Genomic DNA, 22550 nt, shown 5'->3' on the forward strand with positions numbered 1-22550 from the left:
TGATTCCTTTTTATAATATGATGTGCAGCCGCAAAAGTATCCACAGGCTGTGGATACTTTTTGTTGATGTCCACATTGCAAGCAAAGAACCGAAACAGCACACAGGACCTTCGTCCTGTGCGCTGTACATTTCAGCATTATCTTCCTTGGGCAATACCGCCGTCCCGAGGCGGTACGATTGGGAACGTTGGAGCGTCAGACCCGACCGTTTTTCCAAAGGAAAAAGAGATTTAACAGCGTGCAGCCGGTCTGCGAATTACTCCCACAGACCCTTAGCCTTCATGTCGTCGATGTACTCATCGCAGTTGGTGGAGTCAACGACCTTGGAACCGGAATCAATAAAGGAATCAACCTGTTCGCCTTCCAGCGCCTTTACCGCAGCTTCCACTGCCTTATAGCCCATGTCGTAGCCGAGCTGGGCGATATCCATGCCAAGCGTACCGTCCTTGATGGCGGAGATAGCGGAGGTATTGCCGTCAAAGCCGCAGACGATGGTGTCAGCATACTTGGCGTTGCCGGAGTCCTTGATGATCTTAACAACGCTCATTGCCATGTCATCGTTGGAGGAAAGAACAACATCAATGCCGTCCGGATACATCTGCATAACGGATTCCATTGCGGTTGCAGCCTTCTCAGCCAGACCGTCGCAGTACTGCACCTCAATGACCTCGCCGCCGGCTTCCTCAACGCCTTCCTTGTAGCCGGCCAGACGTGCTTCGTGCGTCTCGTCGCCCTGTACGCCGGTAACGATAAGGACAGTCGGCTTGTCAGCACCGTTCGCCTTGGCGGCTTCTACGGCTGCCGTGCCGCCGCTCTTGGCAGCGTCCTTGTTGCCGGTGCCGACAAACGCGAGCTTCTTGTCCGAGGTAAAGTCGGTATCGAGTGCGATTACAACCTTATCGGTGTTCGCAACCAGCGTGGAAGCAGAATTCGACTGCAGCGGAGCCAGTACCAGCGCGTCAATGCTCGGGTTGCCGAGCGAGGTCTCAATCATGTTGACCTGCTCATCGTAGGACGTTGCCGACGTCGGAGACTGGATATCTACGTTTACGTTGTCGTGCTCATCGGCGTATGCTTTTGCACCTGCCATAACCTTGTTGAAGTGGCCGTCGGTCAGCTTTACGATAACCGAGATGTTGTAAGCGTTACCGCTGCTGCCGCTGTCTGCGGAGGAGCCGCCGTTGTCGCTCGCAGAGGTGCCGCCGCCGCAGCCCGCCAGCATACCTGCACACAGTGCGCTTGCCAGAGTCATCGCTAACAGTCTCTTTTTCATGATAATTGTCCTTTCTTTCCTCTCGTTTTTCTCTTCAGGGGTCTCTCTTTTTTATTCAATAGCGCCGAAGCGTTATTTTTTACAGATCGCAGGGCATTGCTTCCTTGAGTACGGTGGTGGACTTTTTCAGTCCGGTCAGTGCCGGCATGGTCAGATCCTCCATCTCCTGGCTGATCGGGCCGTCATAGCCCTCCATGCTCAGGCAGGACAGGAATTCCTTCCACCAGCTGACATCATGGCCGTGACCGAGTGCAACATAGTTCCATGTGCGCTTTGCAAACTGGTCGATGGTCTTGGTGTCGAGTACGCCGTCCGGACCGATATAGTTGCGTTCGATGCGGACGTCCTTGGCGTGTACATGGTAAATGCGGTCCGCGCCCAGCTTGTGTACTGCGGCGACCGGATCGCCGCCCATCCACATCAGATGGCTCGGATCGAGGTTCATGCCGACCATCGGGCCGACTGCGTCACGCAGACGAATGAGCGTTTCCGGATTGTAGACCATCTGGCAGCCGTGGTTCTCCAGTGCGATCTTCTCGATGCCGTTGGTCTTTGCCAACTCGACGGTTTTCTTCCAGTACGGAATGAGCACCTCTTCCCACTGCCAGTTGAGAATCTTGGTGGTGATCGGCGGCCAGCTCGTTACGATCCAGTTCGGGGTGTGATCCTCCGCCGAACCGCCTGGGCAGCCGCTCATCATAACGATTTTCTTGACGCCGAGCAGACCTGCCAGCTTAAAGGTCTTTTCGACTACCTCCTGATGCAGCTTGCCCTCCTCGTTCGGTGCAAGCTGGTTACCCGAGCAGTTGAGCACTTCGAGCACCAGTCCGCGCTTTGCGATAGCGTCCATAAAGCTTTTGCGGGTTTGCTCGCTCTCAAGCATGGCATCGAGGTCAATATGCGGCGCTTTGGACCAGTTTCCGCAGGCGATTTCGATGGACTCGTAGCCGAGTTCCGCAACGGTATCAAGCATTTCTTCAAACGGCATGTAGCCGAGACAGTCGGTATTTAAGCAGAATCTCATTTTGCATATCCTTTCAGAGTGTTCTTCGCTCGTGCCGCGGCGTCCGATGCACCGCGGCACGCGAAAGAGAAGTAGAAAATAAAAAGAGAAGATAAGTTATTTCTTATAGAAGTCCGGCATTACGTCATACTTGATTTCAACAACGGACTGGGTGTCACGCGCCTTGGAAGCGGCCTTTGCAGTTACCTGTGCGGTATATCCGTCCCACGCGGACGGACCGTCCACGCGGCCTTCCTTGCAGGCGTTGATCCAGGACTGAAATTCGATATTGTACGCTTCCGGGAAGCGCTCGGACCAGTCATGGCAGATGGGCGTTACGCGGGAATCATTGGTACGGATCATTGCGTTTGCCGGTTCCGGCAGATTCAGACAGCCTTCCTCGCAGACGACCTCGCAGCGGACGTCATAGCCGTAGCGGCAGTTTACGAAGGATTCTACATCAATGCGCACGCCGGATTCGGTGGTCAGATACATGATCTGCGGGTCGCGCAGCTCGCCATCCGCGTTGCGGGTGGTCTTGGGGAATACGACCTCGGCAGTCTTGTAGTTTTCACCGAGCAGCCAGCGCAGAACGTCGATTTCGTGGATCATGGAGTTCTCAACCGGCATAGAGGTGGTAAAGCCCGGTGCGTCATAGTTGCGGTGTACGCAGTGCAGCATGAGCGGCAGGCCGTACTTGCCGGAATCGATAGCTTTCTTGAGCTGATTGTAGCCCGGGTCATAGCGGCGCATGAAGCCGACCTGAACCAGCTGCTTGCCGGCGGCCATCTCGGCCTCTACGATGCGCTTGCAGGCATCTGCCTCGGGTGCGAGCGGCTTTTCGCAGAATACATACTTGCCGGCCTTGATTGCCACCATGACGTACTGCTCGTGGAACGGATCGAGCGTGGTAACAACAACGGCGTCGATTTCGTCCGAAGCGATCATCTCCTCGCCGCTCTCCCAAGCCTTGATGGCGTACTTCTCGGCAACCGACTTGCAGAAATCAACATTTGCGTCCGCGCAGCCGACTACCTTTGCACCCTGCAGGGTGTTGTTGATGCGCTCAATGTGCGTGCGGCCGATTGCGCCCGTGCCTACCAGACCGATTTTCAGTTCTTCCATGATATTTCCTCCTCAAGTATGTCATTTCTTCTCATTTATGCAATTTTTTCTTTACGAGTACGTACTCGTAATTCTCTATAAAAAATATCTGCTGTTATTTAGCAAATATCTTTTGACGGGATTTTATGTTTTTATCGCTGTATCAGCCGATTTTTCGATTTACGAGGACGTACTCGTAAATCTCTATAAAAAAATATCTGCGGGATTCGCAAATATTTTTATGAAAAACATTCCTTGACCAGAATACGGATGTCGGTAAAAATACGGTCGATCACGGGTTTTCTACCGAATACGAGCTGATCCATGATCAGCTTGACCGGAAGCGCACCCTGCTCGTCTTTTTCACCGCCGAGTGTCCAATCTACAACGCCCTGTCGCATCAGCTCTACGATTTCAGGATAATCCTCGTAACAAAGCACACGAACATCGTTCGCACGACCGGTTTCGATCAGCGCCCTGCCGACCTGTGCTACGCCGCCGCAGGTAATGTAAATTCCGCGCAGATTCGGCTGTTCTGCTAACAGCTGCACCGTTTTTTCATAGGTGATCTGCGGATTTTCGAAGCTCTCCACGCGCGATACGATCTCAATCTGCGGATACTCCACTTTCAGAAAATCCGCAAATCCCTGTTCACGCATCTGCACATAGTAGTTGTTGTTTTCTGTCTCAATCGCACTCGAAATGATGGCAATCTTGCCGTTTCCGTTCAGAAACTGCCCCATCAGCCGACCGGCAATGCGGCTGGCTCTTGCGCTGTCAATGCTGACACAGCAGGTACGGCGCGAACCGGCGATATCCGAATCGGTGGTGATAACAGGAATACCTGCATCAGCCGCCCGGTTAATCGCTCGACGCACACAATCTGCGTTGATCGGACTGAGGATGATGCCGTCGGACTGCTCGTTGATGGCCTTGTCGATATACTCGCTCTGCCTCTTGGCTTCCTGGAACCCGGTAACTGCATAGCTGACTTCAATATCGAAACCAGTCTGCTCTTTTACACCGCGTTCGATACCTTTTTTCAGGTACGGCAGTGCATCCACCTGCACCAGAATGGCAGAAATGCGGTACACCTTGCCTTGACGCTGCAGCACACGGCCGCTCGGATTGGGCGTATAGCCCAACTCGTTAATAATGGCCTGCACTCTTGCGCGGACCTCATCGCTGACACCTACACGGTGATGTACGACCTTATCGACCGTTGACGGATGAACGCCAGCACGCTCGGCGATTTCCTTCATGGTAACTCCCATGCCGAACGACACCTCACTTTCATCGGCATAACAGTGCTTTATTGGTTAACGTGTACGTCCTCGTTATTTCACGAGTACGTCCTCGTTATCTTACAATGTTATTGTAGCGCGATAAACACGCAGCTGTCAACTGTTTTTTTCGAAGTTTTTGAAGTTTCATCTTTTTCATAAAAGCTATGCTATGTTTTTGGTGTTTTACAACAAATGCTGTCACGATTGCTGTCAAGGAAAATTAAGTCGTTCTAAAAGTTATCATTTTCCATCTATAAATACAAAAAAGCTGCACTTTCATAGCAAAAAGTGCAGCTTTCATGGCGGAGACAGAGAGATTTGAAAAGCAAAGTTTTGATTTTTTGCATCTTTTTCTGTGTTATTCCGTCTTATTCAGTTCATCATCCCGTTTTTTGAGTACATATAGCACATACAGTTTCGGTTGTTTTTATCGTGATTGCTGTCACGTTGCTGTCATCCCGAGCGGTTTCCCGCTCGGGCTTTTGACTTTTATACCGGTCTAAACACACCGCCGTCCAGACGGCCGATCACCCATGCGTTGGATCCGTTGACCTCTACAATATATTCGGCTTCCCATTCATACTCACCAATCTTTGCACAGACCAGATATTCGTTCTCTGCATACGGTTCAACATAATCAAAACCCGTACAGTAATCGCCTTGGCTCTCCACATAGCTGCTGACTGCGCCTTGTGCCAACTTTGCAGGAGCAACATCCTGCTCTGTCCAGCCCATCTTCTGCTCATATGCAGAAATAGTATCGACATTCGCCTTTTCTACATCACTCAAATCGCTTCCATCATAGGACGAATTTGGCGTATACCACGATTTAGCCGCAAAGTAATTCTGGATTTCCTGCGTCTTGAACACATAACCATGTCGAGCATAAATCTCATTGCGGGCCAGCAGCGCCGTCTTTTGATTCCAGCCTGCCATATCGTCCTCGGTGATGTACTGCCGATCACTCGGAAAAATGTAATCAGCCGACGAAGCATCCGCAGTCGATGCCGGTTCTACTGCTGTCGTATCAGCAGTGTCCTGCTGTGCATAGTCGTTCATATCCAGATAGCCATACGCATCCAGTACCCACGGAACCGAGGTTTCCAATGCGTCCTCACCAAACAGCGTGCAAAGCTGTGCGCGATCACCCGTATAGTTTGCTGCCGCACCATACAACACTGCAGAACCAGAGATCTGATCCAGCTGATCAATAAAGACTTTCATCTTCTCTGCGCTGTCGAGTTCTGTTTCATGCTTTGTGGTGTAAGCCATAAAGTATAGACTGTTTAACTCTGCCGCAAGGTCGCTTGCCTTTTCAATCTCTGTATTGGGATCATGAAAAGCAGAAATTTTGAACACCTGCTCGTCCAGCATTTTGAACTGAATCGTTGTGTCGCCCACAGTTTCATCTGTATATTTTACTTCAACAATCTGCTGACCATCATCGTTCTCTCCGCCGTCCCACTCGGCTGTGCAACCCAGCAGATCTTCATAGTAGCTGCTGAGCAATTCCTGCACCGTCATATCGGTAAATTCGCCGAGATAGCCATTTTGTACGGTTTCGATATAAGTGTCCGTGCTGGTCGAGCCTGTATTACCACCAGACGTACCAATCATCACTGCAATCAAAATCAGTACAACCGCCATAATACCGCCGATGATAAACTTCTTTTTACCGCCCTTTTTCGATGGTACCGGCGCTCCCTGTGGTGGTATTACATTCTCATGAACGTTTTCTGTGCTTGCAGCAGCTTCCACCGTCTTTGTGTCCTCTTGAACTGCCTCTACGCCCAGCGGAGAGCCGCATTTCGGACAAAATGTTTTCTTCTCCTTAATTTCCGTACCGCAATTTGGACAGAACATCTTTTACCAACTCCTTAGTATTAAATTTTTTACGAATAACAGCAACGTTATCGCCATAGAGCAGATACCATATCCCGCTAAAGCGCCTGTTGCAAATCTTCTTCGATTGGTAGACATCTGCCACTCCCATAGCTGAGTTAAACCGTCTATCACCAGTGGGATACAGCAAACGGCATACACGCTCACGTTCTTTCTACAAACCGTATACGCTGGCACAGCGAGAATATATCCAACCAGAACACCTGTACAGCGGGCACACAGCGGAAACTTCCTGCCTTTCCAGTAAAAGCTCCTGTCTGCGCGTTGATGACAGCCTGCTCGATGGCCGACTGCCATCAGCCATTCATACACCGTTTTCTTCATCACGAGCCTTTTTCAGTCTATCTAAATACTCTTTATATTTCTTTGCATTTTCGACTGCTTCGTTTAACTCGGTTAAGGCTGGTGATAGCTTTATGTAATACGGCGGCATCATGCACATTACTCCAATCACCATTGCAGCAAGAAACCAGATAATTATCGTAATCAGTTCGTCCATATCAATAGCCAGAAATGCTATAAAGCCCATCAATGCAATGATGATTCCTCTCCCAATCATCCGGAATGTATTCTGTACCTTACAAGCCGGATGCTCCTGCAAAAATGCCTACTTATCCGCTTTCAGGCGAGCTTTCAAAGCCTTATAGCGGTTTTCTGCTTCTATCATTTCGTTGTCGATATTCTGGAGTATGGCAGGATTCGCCGCTGACAGCAGTGCTTTTCGTTTTGCTTTCGCATTAAGTTCCTGCTGAATTTTCTCCTGCCGAGCCTTTTCTGCTGCTTGTGCAGTCCCCGCTTGAAACTTTTTACCGCAGGAATGGCATACCCAGTAATCATCAGTAAATCCCGGACTTGCTCCGCACAGACCACATAATATACCGATTGGTCCGAAAATCATCATGCCACAGCAGGCATCGGTAAATGATCCGTTGCTGCCTGAATGATGGACAGCCACATACTGTGTATTTTCCGAACCGCACTTTGGACACTTCACGCGATCCCCTCCCCTTTGCTTTCTTATGCACAGTATATCATTTCCAGCCTCATTTGTAAATGATATAACAATCACTATTTACAAGTGTATATATCAATTTGCCGATTGGAACAACTACCTCTATGATGGTATGAGAGGTGTTGCCAATGACTGATATTTCGGCTGCAATCGGCAAACGAATCCGGACTTTCCGCAACGCACAGGGCATCAGCTTGGAAGAATTATCTTTCAAAGCAGGTCTGAACGCTGCACACTTGGGACAAATCGAACGCGGTCTGCGCAATCCGACGATTGAAACGCTGAACCGTATCGCCACTGCGTTGGACATATCGTTTTATGAACTGATCGGCTCGGTCGAGGAAGTCCCGCAGAAACAACCGGAAACCAATGAGATCAAACGGAAAATCGACGCACAGTTGTCCTCCATGACTTTGGACGAGCAGAAGGACATACTGCGCATCATTCGCATATTCCGCCGCCGTTTTGATGAAGAAAACAAAAAGACTGACTGATATACTTATGTGGTATCAGTCAGTCTTTTATATTTTGTAGTTTATACACATTGTAAAACATTGCTATTCGATGCCCATTGTGGTAATATTAAACCAATAAAAGTTAAATTGTCGCAAAATAATTGGACAAAATACAAAGAGATCTCCTAAGAGATCTCTTGTTCCACACACTGTGGAGCCGCATACACGGCGCTTGCGCTAAAAGCTTATTTGAACTTGTAGTGTAATACCTAATGGTAGTAAATCATTGGTACACTATTATTATCCACCCCAATCATCAATTTGTCAATCAGGGAGATAAAGAAAATGAAAGAAAAAACACAGATTCCTTATTATCTCGGAATAGATGCCGGCAGCAGTTCTGTCGGCTGGGCCGTCACGGATACAATGTATCATGTTCTAAAAACTAAAGGAAAAGCCATGTGGGGTGTTCGTCTGTTCCCCGATGCATCAACTGCTGCAGAGCGCCGTACTCATCGTGCTGCAAGGCGTCGCTTGCAGCGCAGAAAACAACGTCTTGATATTTTAGAAATGCTCTTTGCTCCTGCATTAAATGAAAAGGATCCTCAATTTTTAGCCCGTATGCATGAGAGTGATTTATGGCAGGAAGATAAAAGTATAAATTCTAAATATTCTCTATTCTCCGATTCCAATTTTAATGACTGCGATTATCACGCCCAGTATCCAACCACATATCATCTTCGCAGTGAATTAGCACATTCCACAGATTCGCATGATGTCCGTCTTGTCTATCTTGCACTACATCATTTGATGAAATCACGGGGACATTTCCTCTACGAAATATCGGAAACATCGGACAATGACTCATCTTTAAGGGATAAGTTCGATGATTTTTGTACTCTTTTATCAGATGCATACGGATTGGATTTTGTTCCGCACAATATGGATAATTATCTAAACATTTTGAAAACTCCTAATATGCGAGTTACGGAAAAGGCAGCTTTACTTACCGAAGGTCTAAAGAAGCCCAGCAAAAATGAAGCCGGAATTTCTCCCTTTTACATTTCTGAATTGCTGGCAGGAAGGTCTGTTGCACTCTCCAATCTGTTCGGTGATGACCGATTTAAAGATGCCAAGAAAATTACGCTGCAAAATGATCTTGACGCAAATTACAATGAACTTTGTGAGGTATTAGATGATCATATATCCGTAGTTACTGCTGCCAAAGATGTATACGATGCCGCACGCTTTGCGGAAATTATCGGTACGCACAGATACCTTTGCGATGCCAAAATTGCTGTATATAAGCAAAATAACATTGACTTAAGAGCACTTAAAGATTATATTAAGGCGCACTGCATTGAACGATATAACTCTATTTTTTGTGACAAAGAGGACAAGCTTGATAATTATGCTGCCTATAGCCAATATCATCATAAAAGCGGCGATTACACTTGCTCACAGGAGGCTTTTTGCAAATTCCTAAAAAAGTCTTTGCCTGAAATGGCGGAATCCAAATCTCCTGTCATTGCAACTATATATCAAAAAATCGTTGATGGTTCTTTTCTGCCGCGTTTGCGAAGCTCTGAAAATGGAGTTATCCCCTATCAGCTTCAACTGCGCGAATTAGATGCAATATTGAAAAATGCTTCTTCATATCTACCTTTTCTGGTGCAACAGCAAAGTGATGGTTACACTCCCGCTGAAAAGATTAGAAAAACATTTGAATTCCGTGTTCCGTATTTTGTCGGTCCACTAAATGATAAAGCAGCACATCACTGGGCTGTTCGTTCTGAGACTGGTAGCAAAGAAAAAATTTATCCTTGGAATTTTAATCGGCTAATTGATCTCGAATGTTCAGCTGAAGCATTTCTCGTTAATTTAATCGGTCGCTGTACTTACACAGGTGACCCTGTTCTGCCTAAGGATTCTTTACTATATAGCGAGTATATGTTGCTCAACGAATTAAATCCATTAAAAATTGATGGTCAACCGCTTTCTACAGAGCATAAAAAGCAGTTGATTAAAGATATGTTCATACACCCTGTTTCCAAGCAAAAAGGCAAAGTCACTAAAAAGAAAATCTATGAATATCTGAAATCAAAAGGCTGGATTTCTAAAGCTACAAATATAGATTCTATCAACGGAATTGATGATAAGATCAAATCTGATTTGCGCTCCGCCTTCGGCAGTGCACAGCCGTCTGCCGGATTGTGGGCGATCAGCCGCTGCTCGACTGCCAGCTTCAGGGCAGAGGAAATGATTTGATGGATGTTGCGCACTGTTTTGGCGCTCAGTCCCTTGGGCTGCTTCTGTGCTTCGATTCGCTCTACCCGCCCTTCTGCCAACAATTTCTTGTAGAACTGTTGCAGATGCAGCGTCGTCAGATCATTCAACGGGATCTTGCCGAGCTGCGGCTTGATGTGGTTTTCGATGTAGCCATGATAGGTCAGGTAGGTGGATGGGCGCATTTTGATTTTGGCATAGTTCTCATACCACACTTCTAACCAGTTACCCACGGTGTAGGTCTTGGCCCGTCCGTAGTCGATGCCCACATTTTCCTCGATGGCTTTCTTCAGCTTTTCCTTGACTTCCGCTTGCGTCTTTCCAAGGACGTTTTTAATGATGGCCTTTCCTGTTTCTGGATCGTGACCGACTGTGTACCGACCCTCCCAGCGTCCGTCCTTTCGTTTGCGGATATTTCCCTCCCCGTTTGCTCGTCGCTTTGGCATATGTTAAGCAACCAGAGATTACAAGCGGGAATCCTGTCCACAAAAGAGCCAGATCTGGAATATATGTTCCATCGCCATCCACAAAGCAACAAGAGCGGTATATGAGATACAACCTTACCCTACGGAACAATCTCAGTGCAGTCGATCACCCAAAGGGGCCCAATTACCCTCGCACAGGCCCTGCTCCTTGGAAAATGAGCAGATTCATTTTTTATCATCATGCCAGGTATGACCGCCCAAAAGATCAGGCATACTGTAGCAAAGGGGGCCTGCGTATGAGAAAACCAAGCCGCGAGGCTTTGACGAAACGAATCTGGTTTGATTACTTCAATGAGGTCCTTCGCAAACAAAACCTCATTGATTGGAACACCTATCAGAAAATCAAGTTGTCTATCCAACAATAAGAAGCTGTTGATTGCATAAGCTCAAGTCAAAACCACCAGCTAAGCTGGCTGTCAGCATGTCCAGACACCCGGTCATTGTGCCCCATTTTTCCCCGTTTCAGCATCCCTCACCACTCATTTTTCCCGTTTACAAACGAAAAAGCCCAGCTTTCGCTGGACTTTTTCGACAGACTGGGGCATCCAAAAGGGTGCCCTTTTTCATTTCTGCAGGCCATGTACAGCCCACTCTGCTTCTGCCCTGTTCGTATCTAGGATACTCAACTGGCACTTCGATTTGCAGGATGCATGGATCTGGGCGCTTTACTCCCCATCCACAGGCTTGCCAACCATGTATACCCAGCCATGAGGAGGACAGACAGAATATGTCCAGTACCCGATGACCACACCGTCAAAGGGAGCAATGACCCGATCCACTTCCTCTCCGAACAGGTTCGTAATGATGGAAAGCGTGTCGCCCTTACGCACAGAATCCATTGCCTTCTTCACAGGCACATGAATCCCGCCGTTGCGGTTATAGATATAATCAATGTCATAGTGGTGTACGCCCTCATTGGCGGGCACGCTGCCCTCCAGAATCCCCAGCAGGGTCATCACATTGCGAATTCCGGTCTCCAACATCTGCTTGTGCTCATCCCGCTGATACATGCGGGTGCACTGTCCGCCGATCTCGGGTGTAATGCAGGGAATGCCCATCTGATAGGCATACTCATCCTCAATTCCGCTGTTCTCCGCGTAGCGGGTGTTCTTCCACAAGACCTTAAAGCCAAAGCACTGGGCCATTTCACGGGACTTATACGCCACAGGAGACTCCTCTCCGCAGTACAGCACAACAGGCTCCAGATACTCGCTGTTGCCGCCGCCGTGGATGCAGATCACCGCGTCAGCCTTCTTGATGATGTTCTCACAGTACCAGCTGCACACATAAGCCGTCATGGGGCCGGTTCCGCCCGGATAGATGCGATTCAGATCCTGGGGCACAAAGTCCAGGGTATTATAGCGCTTCATTTCGGCAAAGGCCTCTGCATTCAGGGCAGGGATTCCAATGAAGCTTCCCTTCATCTTGGATACATCCAGCCCCTCAAAGGTCTTGATAATTCCCTCAGTACCCTCATACTCGTCGCCGTGGTTGCAGGCATCCACCACCAACGTGGGACCGTCCTGGGCGCCCACCGCCAGCATAATGGGAATATTCACCCATGAACCGTTGGCCCGCTGGGCCAAATGAATAAAACCATATTCCTTGGTGCCCTTCTTTTGGAGTGCCTGGGTAAGATCAAACGATTCGTCATACTCTTTGATATTGGTCTGCATAATCCATATCCCCTTTCTCTATCATACCACACTGTCCGCGTCGTTGTTCAGTGCTTGGACAATGCTTGTGCACTCAGATACAAAGCGGTTCACCTGCCGGCGGAAGGCTGTCCGCCAATACAAAAATTCCTGAGGTGGCAGGTCGTTGCGGTGCTTGCCCCTGACCAGCTGCAGACCGGGCAGCAGGCCCACTGCAAATGTGTTGTCAAAGTGATATTCATCACAGGCACTGCACAGCAGTCTCGTCAGCCGGCCTCCTGCCTCCTTCGCCTGTCTGTCACTGGAAAAGCAGATACGCCCGGCACAGGCCTTGTCCAGCTCCTCCAGTGCCCGTTCTACAGGAGCGAAATCAAAGTCATCGCCGCAATGGGTCCGGATGTCTGCCACAGTATCTCTCATTTGCGCCAGACACCCTGCCGCGTCAAAGGGAAGATGCGCTTCATCGGCAAACTCTTTTACCAGCTCCACCAGCACCCGTGTATCCCTCATCAGAAGCTGGGGGTCCACCTTATCCATGGTATCCTCCACGGAATGCCACCACCAGCCTCCGCCGCTGCCTGCACAGTGCCAGCGGCCACGGTTGGGCGGCGCCTGATAAAAGTCAAAGGACACCTGGATGGGAATGCGCGGCCCGAAAAATGACAGGTCTGATCCCCGCCCCAGCGGGCGGATCACCACCTCAGCCTGCCCGGTGCACCGACGCAGGATATCCCCAAGGGTATCCCCTGCCACACCGGACGTGGAAAACCCGATCTCCTGCGCTCCCATACAGCCGGGAGAGTCCATGTTGACCAGCGCCACACAACGGGCATCCAGGTCCTCAAACTGCTCATCGCAGTACCAAGTGCTCCCGGCATACCGTCCGTTGGAGTGGGCCGGCCACCACGCGATTTTGACACCCCTCCGCAGCTGCTTCTGGGACAGTACCCGTGCCAGTTCCAACACAGCGGCATTCCCGGTGGCATTATCCGTCACACCATAATCCCAGGAGTCATAGTGGCTGCCCACCAGCACATACTCCGGCGTTTCACCGGCCAGCTCGGCTACAGGGATCTGAAGACGCACACATCCACACTGCAGTACGCTGCGCACCGTCGCGGTACGGCTGCAGGCTCCAGGCGTCAGCAAGGGCAGTATGGATTCTCTGTCACAGCTTCTCAGGCCCACCACCGGAAAATCAGGATAGGTTTTTCCGTTTTCAGGCTCCGCGGTGCCCCACACAGGGCTGACCGTCTCGTAGTGAAGCACAGGCTCCTCGCTGGTCCACAGATGGATCAGGCCCTTTACACCGTATCCCCGCAGCTTTTGAACATAGTCCTCATAAAAATTGTCCCCAATCACGATGCAGCCCCGCGCCCCCGCGTACCAATCCTGCTCCTGTCTGGGCTTCAGCTGGTCGTGGGCATGGACATCATAAAACAAGGGGGCGGTCACTCCGTCCGGACAATGGGCGGAGAAGGAACGGGGAAGGGCTTCAAAGGTCTGATCCATCCCCTCTACAGTAACTGACGCTTCTATAGGAGTGGAGACATATCCGTCACACTCATACACGCGGCATGGAATGCCCCATTCCTGCAGCTTCTTGATCAGATAGCCGCAGGCACGGTGCTCATCTTCCGAACCGCCGATGCGCTTCAGCCCGGAAAACACATCCAGTGTCTCCATCAGGCATTCCCGTGAGAGTTCTTCCATTCCTCAATTCTCCTTTTGGTGCGCAAGGAAACACTGGTACACATCCTGCCAGGCAGCCTCATCCGTCACAAGGCGGAAGGCAGCCAGTGCACAGCACACAGCACCGTCATAGATGCCCTGATGAGCCCGCGCCTCTTTCCCGGTCTTTACCCATGCGTCCGTGTGAGGAGGATCATCTGTCTCGATAGTCTTTACCCGCAGGCAGCAGCTGGGCAACCGGTGGGTCACCGCGCCGAAATCGGTAGAACCGCAGTCCTTCCGGGGCGGAGCAATTCCGTCACACGCAAATTTTTCTGCACACTCCATCAGCAGCGCACCCATGGCATCATTGATGGTGGTGTTGTAAATATGCGCCACAGGGGTAATTTGTACCTGTGTCTGGGTAGCCATGGCAGCAGCCTGGGCAATCTCCCGGGTCCACTGCTCCACGCTCTCCAGATACGCCATGGAGGAGTGGCGGATCTCTACCTTAACCTTGGCAAAATCGGGCACGGAGTTGACTGCCGTCCCCCCAGCCAGCACAATATTGCTCACCCGGCTGGAATCCTTGAGGTGATTGCGCATGAGCCCAAGCCCTGTCTGCAGCATGGTCACCGCATCCACTGCGCTGCGCCCAGCATAAGGCGCAATACCCGCGTGGGCGGTTTTGCCGTGAAATTCCACATCCATCTCGATCAGAGCCAGAGAGGGCGTCTCCAGCTGGGTCAATGTGCTGCCGTGCACCATGAAGGCCACATCAATATGGTCAAACCCGCCGTGGGCGGCCATCTCGTTTTTGCCTCCGTCCAGCGACTCCTCGCTGGGCGTCCCGATCACATGGATCTCAAAGGGCTGGTCCGAAGACTCCAGCACTCCCCGCAGGGCCATTGCCGCGCCGATCATGGCAGGGGTCTGCATATGGTGGGCGCAGCCATGTCCCTGGCCCCGCAGCGCATCATATTCCCCTAAAAATCCTACTGCGCGCCCTCCGGCAGCCCGCCCTCCCTTGTGGCGGTACACGGCACAAAAAGCCGTATCCAGCCCGGCGTAGGGAATGGTTACTTCAAAATCGTGGGCTCGCAGCCACTTTGTCAGCGCAGCTGAGGAGCGGTACTCCTCATAGCCCGGCTCGGCGTAATCAAAAATTTCGTCGCTCAGCGCGCACAGCTGCGGCATCAGCTCTGAAACGATATTCGCAATTTGCTTCTGAATTTCTTCCATGGCATGTCCCATCCTATATCTTTGAAATTTATAATATCCTGCCGTCGCGCCATGCAGTTGCGGCGGCCAGCTCTAAACGGATCAGTAACCGATCACCACAGCCAAAGCCAGGAAGGCCATAGAAACCAGGCTGAGCAAAATCACCAGCTTAATGACGTACTTCAGCCACACGGAATAGGGAATCTTGGACGCAGCCAAAAATCCCAGCATGGTGGACGAAGTGGGGTAGATGGCATTGGTCAGGCCGTCACCCAGCTGGAAGGCCAGCACAGTGCTCTGGCGGGTCAGGCCCACCAGATCGCCCACAGGCGCCATGATCGGCATGGTGGCTGCCGCCTGGCCCGTACCAGAGTTGATGGGCAGGTTGATGATGTTCTGCACCAGGAACATACCGATGATCTTTACCGAGCTGGGCAGTGCCACAATCGCATTGGCCAAGGCATTGATAATGGTATCAATGATCATGCCGTCCACCATAACGGTATTGATCGTACCGGCCACTCCCACAATCATCGCACCGAAGGTGATATTGGCCATGCCCTGCACATACAGATCGCAGATCTTGTTGCCGCTGAACCCGGCCAGAATACCGCATACCACACCCAGCACAAAAAACAAAGTAGCCATTTCGGTGATAAACCATCCCAAGTAGGCCACGCCGTAAATCAAAACGGCAAGCGCGATGACAACGGCCAGAAGGATCAGCTTGTGCCGTCCGGTCACTTCAATCGCAGATACATCCACATCCTCCAGGTTGGAATCCTCGTTCCCCATCAGGTTCTTGGAGGGATTCTTCTTTACCTTCTCCGCGTAATGAATAATATACAGGCTGGTCACAACAATAAACGCCACCAGGATAATCCAGCGATACCAGGCTCCGGAGAACATGGGAGTCACACCCGCGATGGACTGAGCCACACCCACATTAAAGGGATTATAGATGCCCGCCGTAAAGCCCACGATGGAGCCCATGGCGATCATGGCTGTACCTGTGATGGTATCATAGCCCACTGCCTTGGCCACTGCAATCCCAATAGGCACAAACACCAGAACCTCCACAGACATTCCCATGGTGAAGCCGCCTACGGCAAAGACCGTAATGAAGATGGGGATGAGCAGCTTTTCTTTTCCCGCAAACATCTTGCCCAGCTTGGCACAAAAGGCGGTAATCATCCCTGTCTGCATAATCAGCTCAAAGGCGCCGCCGATGATGAAAATAAAGAAGATGATCTCGTTTACGCTGGAGCTGCCCAGAGTTCTCACAAAAGCCATGGGGATTTCCAGCGGTGAAACCGGTGACGATTCCACCTGAGTGTATGTACCCGGTACAATCAGCATACGGCCGCTGGCATCCTCCTGGCGCTCAAACTGGCCGGCAGGAATCACGTAGGTCAGCAGGCAGACAACCAACACGATCAGAAACAGAATAATGTACGTGTGGGGCATCTGGATGCCTTTTTTCTTTTTCGACGTTTCAATGGACATTCTTCTCTGCACTCCTCACAATCAAGTGTCTAATAATTATACATTTATTTTTTTCTTTATGCAAGGGCAAATCGAGATTTATCGAGGAATCTGAATTTATCGTAAAAAACTCCCTTGAGCCGCCAGCGGCTCAAGGGAGTCTATGGATGTTTTGACCACTGTATCCACAAAAACTGATGAAAGTTCCAGCCCATTCCACGCTTCTGTCAGCCGACACAGCCGTTACAGAAGCGTGTGTGCTGCTGAAGTTTCCACTGGGCAGGCTGACACGGGCATAGCGGCCATCCCAAATTCAGTATAAACTCCTCAGCTTGGAAGCGCGCAAAGTTTATCTGCAGCCACAGCAGATTCATCCCGCTGCCGCCTTCTCCTATACGATGTTCCCCCTCACAGACTGAGGGTACAGATGTAACGGATGGGTCGAATATGTCCTGCAACCGTGCGGTCTATGCGCCGATAATTCATAGTTCGTATGGGCACCATCTTCTTAATAGTGAGCATAACCTCCTGCATTTTTCGCTCCCGATCCAGTTCTGCTTGCTCTTGTTTTCGACGAGCCTCAACGGCAGCATAATCGGTGAACAGATCCATCTGCTCAAATTCGCCCTCTCTGGTCATCGCCTCACTCTCTGAAATCACCCGACCCGCAACGATGTTAAGTCGCCGCACCATGAGGTCGGTATTCACAATACGATCAAAGAGCGCTGTAGCTGCCCCCATGATTTTCTTTGTAGAGGAGGTATAATCGTTCAGGCGCTCGGTTCCATGGGCGTGCTTTGGAACCTCGCGGCCATAGTGATCCTTGACTATTGGGCCATGATAACGATTTCGCCGTGCCGGATCAGTTAGGTTCTCAATGTCATAGCCGACCGTCAGAACAATCTGGTCGGTCATCAGCTTCTTACTCACCAAATCCAGTGCCAGTTGCTCTGCCATTTCTCTCAGCACCAACCGAGCCCTTTCTGCGGAATACGGGCAATGCAGGACCTGACCGGAACCAAGGCTGTTTTCACTGGGATGATATGCCTTAACCGCTTGGATGGTACAGGGTTCCCAGCCCCACGAATGGTCAATCAACAACTCAGCGTTTTTCCCAAAGAGCTGGTAAAGAAGATCCTCATTGCATACCGACATTCGCGCAACATCGCCCATGGTAAACATTCCGTGTGCCTCTAACTTCTTGGCGTATCCACGTCCAACCCGCCAGAAATCGGTGAGTGGCTGGTGCGACCACATGGTTTGACGGTAGGTCATCTCATCCAGCTCTGCGATGCGCACGCCGTTCTCATCCGCAGGGATATGTTTTGCCAAGATATCCATTGCGACTTTACATAAATAAAGATTCGTACCAATACCTGCGGTGGCTGTAATTCCGGTATTCTCGATCACATCCAGGATAATTTTCATTGCAAGTTCTCTGGGGGTAAGTTTGTAGGTGGATAGATAATCGCCAAGCTGGACTAGAGCATATTATAGAGAATTCTACGGGCAATAACAATAAAATTTTCGCTGATTTAAGTTATGAAATGCGATTGAATTGTGAAGATTTGAACCGAATTGCTGATGTTCGTGTATATGTCAATGATGTGCTTGAGTCCTCTGTTTACAATAATGGACGAATTTATTTTCCTAGTCGAGGGATAAGCAATAGACGAATTTTTCTAGATTGTTATGGGTTTGCGGAGTTGTCTATTACGCTTATATTAGTAGATGGACAAGAATGTACGCTGAATTCAGAGTATTTACCGATTTTGGTGCGACGAGAGGAACTTAATAATTCGGTAGAAGCAATGGCTAGATTTGTTTATAATAATCAAGAATGGCTTTTGTTAAATGGAGAACTCAAACCGAAAAAACCATCTGGGCTTAAAGAGAATGGGTACCGTAGTCTTGCGACACAGATTTTGTTAGCAGAAGAGATTGCAGCTATATATGAGAGTAGTTATGGATATTTCAAAGCTAATAGCAGATTCAAGTTGGAAAAGATGTCTGTAATTGAGAGACTAGAGCGAATACAATATGTGACGCAGGGAACGCTGTCATATACAGCAACGCATCCAGAGTACTTGCGGCAAGTAAATAGTACGCAAGGTATATTTATTGGAAATCGTGTGTATCAACCACAGAAAACAGAAACTGTTCAAAACACACGCTCATATGATATATATGAGAACAGAGTGATTTTAGCATTTCTAAGGAATATGATTGATTCGGTACAATCTTTGCAAGGATATTGCTGTAATCTATTAAGTAAAATCCCCAATGATGAAGATTATAGCTCAGAGTACATTTATTCATCATTTTTTATGTTTTCTGAAACAAAAAAAATGATAGAAGATGGAAAGACTCAGTTGGAGAAATTGTCTGAAAAATTTACATATTTATGGGGAATGTATAGTGATATTCTTCGTATCCCCCTAGATCAACATATAGTACCCCCTAGACCGACTGCAATTTTTCTCTCCGTTCCACAATATAATCGAATATTCGTTAGAATTCATCAATGGTTTAGTTTTGGAATATATAATTTTTCTAAAGAACATTTTATGCTCTCCTTTATTAAAATTTCAGCTTTGTATGAAAGTTATCTTTTGGCGAAATTCCTTTGCTATTTCAGAGATAGAGGGTATTCATTGGAGTCTTCTAGACGTTGCGTATATCCGGTATCAAAACGATGGAAATACAAAAATACTTCTGTACGAAATACATTTGTATTAAAAAATGGTCAGAAAAGGATTACTTTATATTATCAGCCTGTAATTTTTGATACAGATCAGCGCTCTGTAAATGGTATCGGGTTGTATAGAAATAATTCTATATCTGTGTATGCGGGTAATGAAGATGACTGTAGACAAGGCGGTCATTACTATGTGCCAGATTTTCTGATTAAAATTGAAGAAAATGGCGATTCCCAATATATGATCGTAGATGCAAAATTTAGTGATTATAGTAGTGTACGACGCTATTATGTAAAAGATTTGGTGTTTAAGTATTTATTTTCAATTAGTCCAATCGAGGAAAATGAATTAGTATGCGGTCTTTGTATTATGTATGGTAAATGCAAGTCTAAGGAACGACTGCAAACAGCATATGATAAGCAAATATTAGGCACTGAAATCTATCCATTTATAGAAATATTCCCCTTAATAGAAGGAATAGATTCTGCAGGACAGTATGAAAAGATGGATCGATTGCTGAAGAAATTACTATAAGATTTAGGCAAAAAAAATAAAGCTGTCCGCTTGGGCAGCTTTATTTCTTTCTCAAAAGAACTGAATCGGCTGACGCAGCGGCGGCTCCATATTATACATATTCGCCATCGTTTGCATTGCGGTCCATTTCTGGTCGGTCAGCACATGGGCATAGGTATCCAGCGTGAATCCAACAGAATAATGTCCCAGCAGGATCGAAAGCGTTTTCGCATCCATTCCCTGTTCCATTGCACGGGTCGCAAAGGTGTGCCGCAGTGCATGAAAGTTGTAGTTCGGCAGATTGGCCGCAGCCAGCATCTTCTGATAATACTCACGCATGAGGCGCGGCTCGACATAGAGGCCGTTCTCTTGCGTAGCAATCAGATCGCTGTCGAAGTAGGCAGTGCCTTGCGCGGCGGCATCCTGCATCTGCACGGTTCGCCAGTTCTGGAGGTCCATCACTAGCTCGGGCAGCATAGGGATACTGCGGATACTGTTCTGCGATTTCGGTGTCTGCGTAACGATCTCGGTTTTGCTGTCGGCCTCGTCATCATCATAGCGCTGTAAGCGATTGAGCGTCTGGTTGACATGAAGCATATTCGTATAGAAATCAATATCGCACCAGCGCAGGCCGACGACCTCACCCAATCGCAAGCCAGTCACCAAGGTCATCCGCACGAATACGCCATACCGGAACTGATAGCTTGCCTGCACCAAGCGGGCCTGCTGTTCACGGGTCAAAACCTCAATATGCGGTTTGATGAGCGGCGGCAGGCTTACACTGCCGGACGGATTGGAGAGAATCAGTCCCTCGGACTGTGCCTGTGCGAGAGCCTTATGCAAACACATATTCAGATTGGAAATGGTTTTGGGAGATAAGTTCTCCTGCTCCTGTTTGTAGTTGTAGAATATCTGGAGCGTACGCGGGGTCAACTCTTTCAGCTTGATAGTGCCGAGCGACGGCTTGAAATGCTTGCGGACATAGGTTTCATAGCTCTTATAGGTGGACTGCTTGAGCGTGTGCTGCATATACGTCGTCAGCCAGTTATCCAGCCATTCGCCTACGGTCGTATTGTTCTGTAAATACTGCGGTGTCTGTACCATAGCGACACTCAAAGCGTGCTGTATATCAACAGCTTCATCAAGTGTATCGGCGTACTTGGAAATACGAGTCGATTTACCGGTTTCCATATCTCGGCCGGAGATACGGACTTCGTAGCGCCCATTCGGTTTCTGGCGGATACTGCCCTCACCGTTGTGACGCTTTTTCTTAGTCTTCTTATTGTTGTTCATCTGTAATGCCTCCGATGCGGTTTTACTGATGAGTTCGGATCGGGTTAGAATTTGATTTTAAGGTGAAATGGTTCTGTGCTATAATGGAAATCAATAGATGACAGAAACGGTGATACAGTTGGAAAAGACCACAGGCGAATTGATGGATATTCTGCGCAGCAAGCCAGATGCAGCAGCCTTTGTTCAGGAGAACGCTGACGAGTTGCAGAATAAAACCGTACCGGAGCTATTAGCGGACCTGCTGGAACGTAAACAGTTGACAAGGGCGGCAGTAATCCGTGCGGCAGGCTTGGCGCGTACCTATGGCTACCAGCTTTTCGACGGTACTTATACACCGACACGGGACAAGCTGATACAGCTTGCGTTTGGCTTTCAGCTTACGGTAGAGGAAACGCAGGCGCTTCTCAAAGCCGCAGGCCATGCTGTGCTGTACCCGCGAAACGCGCGTGATGTGGTCATTATAGAGTGTCTGTACCAGCGATGCGGCATCATTGCGTGCAATACCAAATTGGAGGCACAGAACCAGCCGTTGTTAGAGTGAGCGCAGGCTGCGATACAGCGTTGCCTTTTTCACCCCGGTCAGCTCCTCAATCTCCCGAACGGTATACTGTTTGGTATGATAGAGCTTCACAGCCTGCTTGACTTTTTGTGCATTGGTGCGCGGTCTGCCGCCGATATGGCCGCGTGCTCTGGCGGCATCCAAACCCTCTTTGGTGCGCTCTGCAATCACATCACGCTCGAACTGCGCGACGGCACTCATCAGCGTAAACAGCAACTTGCCTGCCGGTGTGGAGGTGTCGATCTGCTCTTTCAGGCTGACCAGATGCACACCGCGTTCGCGGAACAGTTCCACCAGCTCAATCAGGTCTTTCGTGCTGCGGCCCAAGCGGGACAGGCTCTCAATCACCACCGTGTCGCCCTCCATCATACGGTCGAGCAGTTTGTTCAGCTCCGGACGGTCGCGTTTTGTGCCGGTCATTTTCTCATTGAAAATGTAGTCCACGCCGTACTGCGACAGCATATCGAGCTGTCGCGCAAGGTTCTGCTGTTCGGTGCTGACACGGGCATATCCGAATTTATAGTGCTTCATATCGTCCTCCTGTTGCAAAAATCTTCGTTTATGAAACAAAAAAATTTGCCCTCGGGATGTGGTATTCCGAGGGCAGTTTTCGTTCCAAAACTCGTTTCAAAATCAATGTGCCGAAAG

The 22550-nt window shown here is 49.2% G+C and carries 18 protein-coding genes and 2 pseudogenes; 4 read left to right on the forward strand and 16 right to left on the reverse strand.

What is annotated here, in order from left to right; genetic code table 11:
• Positions 1-256: 256 nt before the first annotated feature.
• The 8 genes from DW088_RS12730 to DW088_RS12765 form a co-directional block, all read right to left on the reverse strand.
• Entirely contained in the window at positions 257-1273 is a 1017-nt protein-coding gene (locus DW088_RS12730; RefSeq protein WP_118361082.1) for a sugar ABC transporter substrate-binding protein, read from the reverse strand.
• A gap of 79 nt (positions 1274-1352) precedes the next feature.
• The gene (locus tag DW088_RS12735; RefSeq protein ID WP_118361084.1) at positions 1353-2297 is read right to left on the reverse strand and encodes a sugar phosphate isomerase/epimerase family protein; all 945 of its coding nucleotides are present in this window, start codon (positions 2295-2297) and stop codon (positions 1353-1355) included.
• Between the two features lie 96 nt (positions 2298-2393).
• Positions 2394-3401 (reverse strand): Gfo/Idh/MocA family protein, encoded by a 1008-nt coding sequence (locus tag DW088_RS12740; protein ID WP_118361086.1) that lies wholly within the window; start codon positions 3399-3401, stop codon positions 2394-2396.
• A gap of 218 nt (positions 3402-3619) precedes the next feature.
• Positions 3620-4654 carry a LacI family DNA-binding transcriptional regulator gene (locus DW088_RS12745; protein WP_118361088.1) on the reverse strand — a complete coding sequence of 345 codons (1035 nt, stop codon included), beginning with the start codon at positions 4652-4654 and terminating at the stop codon, positions 3620-3622.
• Positions 4655-5155: 501 nt separating this feature from the next.
• Positions 5156-6529, reverse strand: a complete 1374-nt coding sequence (locus DW088_RS12750) for a YARHG domain-containing protein (RefSeq protein WP_118361090.1) — start codon at positions 6527-6529, stop codon at positions 5156-5158.
• Between the two features lie 3 nt (positions 6530-6532).
• Complete coding sequence (locus tag DW088_RS16785; RefSeq protein ID WP_118361092.1) at positions 6533-6892, reverse strand: DUF2085 domain-containing protein; 360 nt, start codon at positions 6890-6892, stop codon at positions 6533-6535.
• Positions 6873-7127 carry a hypothetical protein gene (locus DW088_RS12760; protein WP_118361094.1) on the reverse strand — a complete coding sequence of 85 codons (255 nt, stop codon included), beginning with the start codon at positions 7125-7127 and terminating at the stop codon, positions 6873-6875. Before DW088_RS12760 ends, DW088_RS16785 begins: the two co-directional genes overlap by 20 nt.
• A 48-nt stretch (positions 7128-7175) precedes the next feature.
• Positions 7176-7562, reverse strand: a complete 387-nt coding sequence (locus DW088_RS12765; RefSeq protein WP_118361096.1) for a hypothetical protein — start codon at positions 7560-7562, stop codon at positions 7176-7178.
• A 146-nt stretch (positions 7563-7708) separates the two neighbouring features.
• On the opposite strand from DW088_RS12765, the gene DW088_RS12770 reads away from it, so the two are divergent.
• The gene (locus DW088_RS12770) at positions 7709-8074 is read left to right on the forward strand and encodes a helix-turn-helix domain-containing protein (protein WP_118361098.1); all 366 of its coding nucleotides are present in this window, start codon (positions 7709-7711) and stop codon (positions 8072-8074) included.
• 306 nt (positions 8075-8380) lie between these two features.
• A complete protein-coding gene (cas9, locus tag DW088_RS16400; RefSeq protein ID WP_118361100.1) occupies positions 8381-10303 on the forward strand; it encodes a type II CRISPR RNA-guided endonuclease Cas9 in 1923 nt (640 codons plus the stop codon).
• Here the strand turns inward: cas9 and DW088_RS16570 are convergent.
• The 6 genes and pseudogenes from DW088_RS16570 to DW088_RS12805 form a co-directional block, all read right to left on the reverse strand.
• Positions 10303-10767: pseudogene (locus DW088_RS16570) on the reverse strand (N-terminal phage integrase SAM-like domain-containing protein); the annotation flags it as partial. The gene cas9 and the pseudogene DW088_RS16570 sit on opposite strands and share 1 nt — an antisense overlap.
• Before the next feature lie 704 nt (positions 10768-11471).
• On the reverse strand, positions 11472-12482 hold the full coding sequence (locus tag DW088_RS12785) for a succinylglutamate desuccinylase/aspartoacylase family protein (protein WP_110435970.1): 1011 nt from the start codon (positions 12480-12482) through the stop codon (positions 11472-11474).
• Between the two features lie 21 nt (positions 12483-12503).
• Positions 12504-14174 (reverse strand): M28 family peptidase, encoded by a 1671-nt coding sequence (locus DW088_RS12790; RefSeq protein WP_118361102.1) that lies wholly within the window; start codon positions 14172-14174, stop codon positions 12504-12506.
• A 3-nt stretch (positions 14175-14177) separates the two neighbouring features.
• Positions 14178-15374 (reverse strand): amidohydrolase, encoded by a 1197-nt coding sequence (locus DW088_RS12795; RefSeq protein WP_158574692.1) that lies wholly within the window; start codon positions 15372-15374, stop codon positions 14178-14180.
• A gap of 81 nt (positions 15375-15455) precedes the next feature.
• Complete coding sequence (locus tag DW088_RS12800; protein WP_118361104.1) at positions 15456-16859, reverse strand: YfcC family protein; 1404 nt, start codon at positions 16857-16859, stop codon at positions 15456-15458.
• Positions 16860-17246: 387 nt separating this feature from the next.
• A pseudogene (locus tag DW088_RS12805) lies at positions 17247-18308 on the reverse strand (DinB/UmuC family translesion DNA polymerase); the annotation flags it as partial.
• Between the two features lie 83 nt (positions 18309-18391).
• Between DW088_RS12805 and DW088_RS12810 the strand changes: the two are divergent.
• Positions 18392-20071 carry a hypothetical protein gene (locus DW088_RS12810; RefSeq protein WP_147356570.1) on the forward strand — a complete coding sequence of 560 codons (1680 nt, stop codon included), beginning with the start codon at positions 18392-18394 and terminating at the stop codon, positions 20069-20071.
• A gap of 51 nt (positions 20072-20122) precedes the next feature.
• Here the strand turns inward: DW088_RS12810 and DW088_RS12815 are convergent, their stop codons facing one another.
• A complete protein-coding gene (locus DW088_RS12815) occupies positions 20123-21343 on the reverse strand; it encodes a tyrosine-type recombinase/integrase (RefSeq protein ID WP_118361109.1) in 1221 nt (406 codons plus the stop codon).
• Positions 21344-21440: 97 nt separating this feature from the next.
• Here DW088_RS12815 and DW088_RS12820 point away from each other — a divergent pair, with 97 nt between their 5' ends.
• Positions 21441-21884 carry a helix-turn-helix transcriptional regulator gene (locus tag DW088_RS12820; RefSeq protein ID WP_118361111.1) on the forward strand — a complete coding sequence of 148 codons (444 nt, stop codon included), beginning with the start codon at positions 21441-21443 and terminating at the stop codon, positions 21882-21884.
• On the opposite strand, the gene DW088_RS12825 is transcribed toward DW088_RS12820, so the two are convergent.
• A complete protein-coding gene (locus DW088_RS12825) occupies positions 21876-22433 on the reverse strand; it encodes a recombinase family protein (protein WP_118361113.1) in 558 nt (185 codons plus the stop codon). The two genes, DW088_RS12820 and DW088_RS12825, sit on opposite strands and share 9 nt — an antisense overlap.
• Positions 22434-22550 lie beyond the last annotated feature (117 nt).

It is taken from the genome of Butyricicoccus sp. AM05-1 (genome assembly GCF_003474415.1).
Lineage (GTDB): Bacteria > Bacillota > Clostridia > Oscillospirales > Butyricicoccaceae > Agathobaculum > Agathobaculum butyriciproducens.

Coding starts and splice junctions, on each gene's coding strand:
- DW088_RS12735 (WP_118361084.1), bottom strand. CDS start 2,297: ATGAGATTCTGCTTAAATACCGACTGTCTCGGCTACATGCCGTTTGAA.
- DW088_RS12760 (WP_118361094.1), bottom strand. CDS start 7,127: ATGATTGGGAGAGGAATCATCATTGCATTGATGGGCTTTATAGCATTT.
- DW088_RS12785 (WP_110435970.1), bottom strand. CDS start 12,482: ATGCAGACCAATATCAAAGAGTATGACGAATCGTTTGATCTTACCCAG.
- DW088_RS12740 (WP_118361086.1), bottom strand. CDS start 3,401: ATGGAAGAACTGAAAATCGGTCTGGTAGGCACGGGCGCAATCGGCCGC.
- DW088_RS12750 (WP_118361090.1), bottom strand. CDS start 6,529: ATGTTCTGTCCAAATTGCGGTACGGAAATTAAGGAGAAGAAAACATTT.
- DW088_RS12815 (WP_118361109.1), bottom strand. CDS start 21,343: ATGAACAACAATAAGAAGACTAAGAAAAAGCGTCACAACGGTGAGGGC.
- DW088_RS12795 (WP_158574692.1), bottom strand. CDS start 15,374: ATGGAAGAAATTCAGAAGCAAATTGCGAATATCGTTTCAGAGCTGATG.
- DW088_RS12800 (WP_118361104.1), bottom strand. CDS start 16,859: ATGTCCATTGAAACGTCGAAAAAGAAAAAAGGCATCCAGATGCCCCAC.
- DW088_RS12770 (WP_118361098.1), top strand. CDS start 7,709: ATGACTGATATTTCGGCTGCAATCGGCAAACGAATCCGGACTTTCCGC.
- DW088_RS16785 (WP_118361092.1), bottom strand. CDS start 6,892: ATGAAGAAAACGGTGTATGAATGGCTGATGGCAGTCGGCCATCGAGCA.
- DW088_RS12825 (WP_118361113.1), bottom strand. CDS start 22,433: ATGAAGCACTATAAATTCGGATATGCCCGTGTCAGCACCGAACAGCAG.
- DW088_RS12745 (WP_118361088.1), bottom strand. CDS start 4,654: ATGGGAGTTACCATGAAGGAAATCGCCGAGCGTGCTGGCGTTCATCCG.
- DW088_RS12790 (WP_118361102.1), bottom strand. CDS start 14,174: ATGGAAGAACTCTCACGGGAATGCCTGATGGAGACACTGGATGTGTTT.
- cas9 (WP_118361100.1), top strand. CDS start 8,381: ATGAAAGAAAAAACACAGATTCCTTATTATCTCGGAATAGATGCCGGC.
- DW088_RS12730 (WP_118361082.1), bottom strand. CDS start 1,273: ATGAAAAAGAGACTGTTAGCGATGACTCTGGCAAGCGCACTGTGTGCA.
- DW088_RS12820 (WP_118361111.1), top strand. CDS start 21,441: ATGACAGAAACGGTGATACAGTTGGAAAAGACCACAGGCGAATTGATG.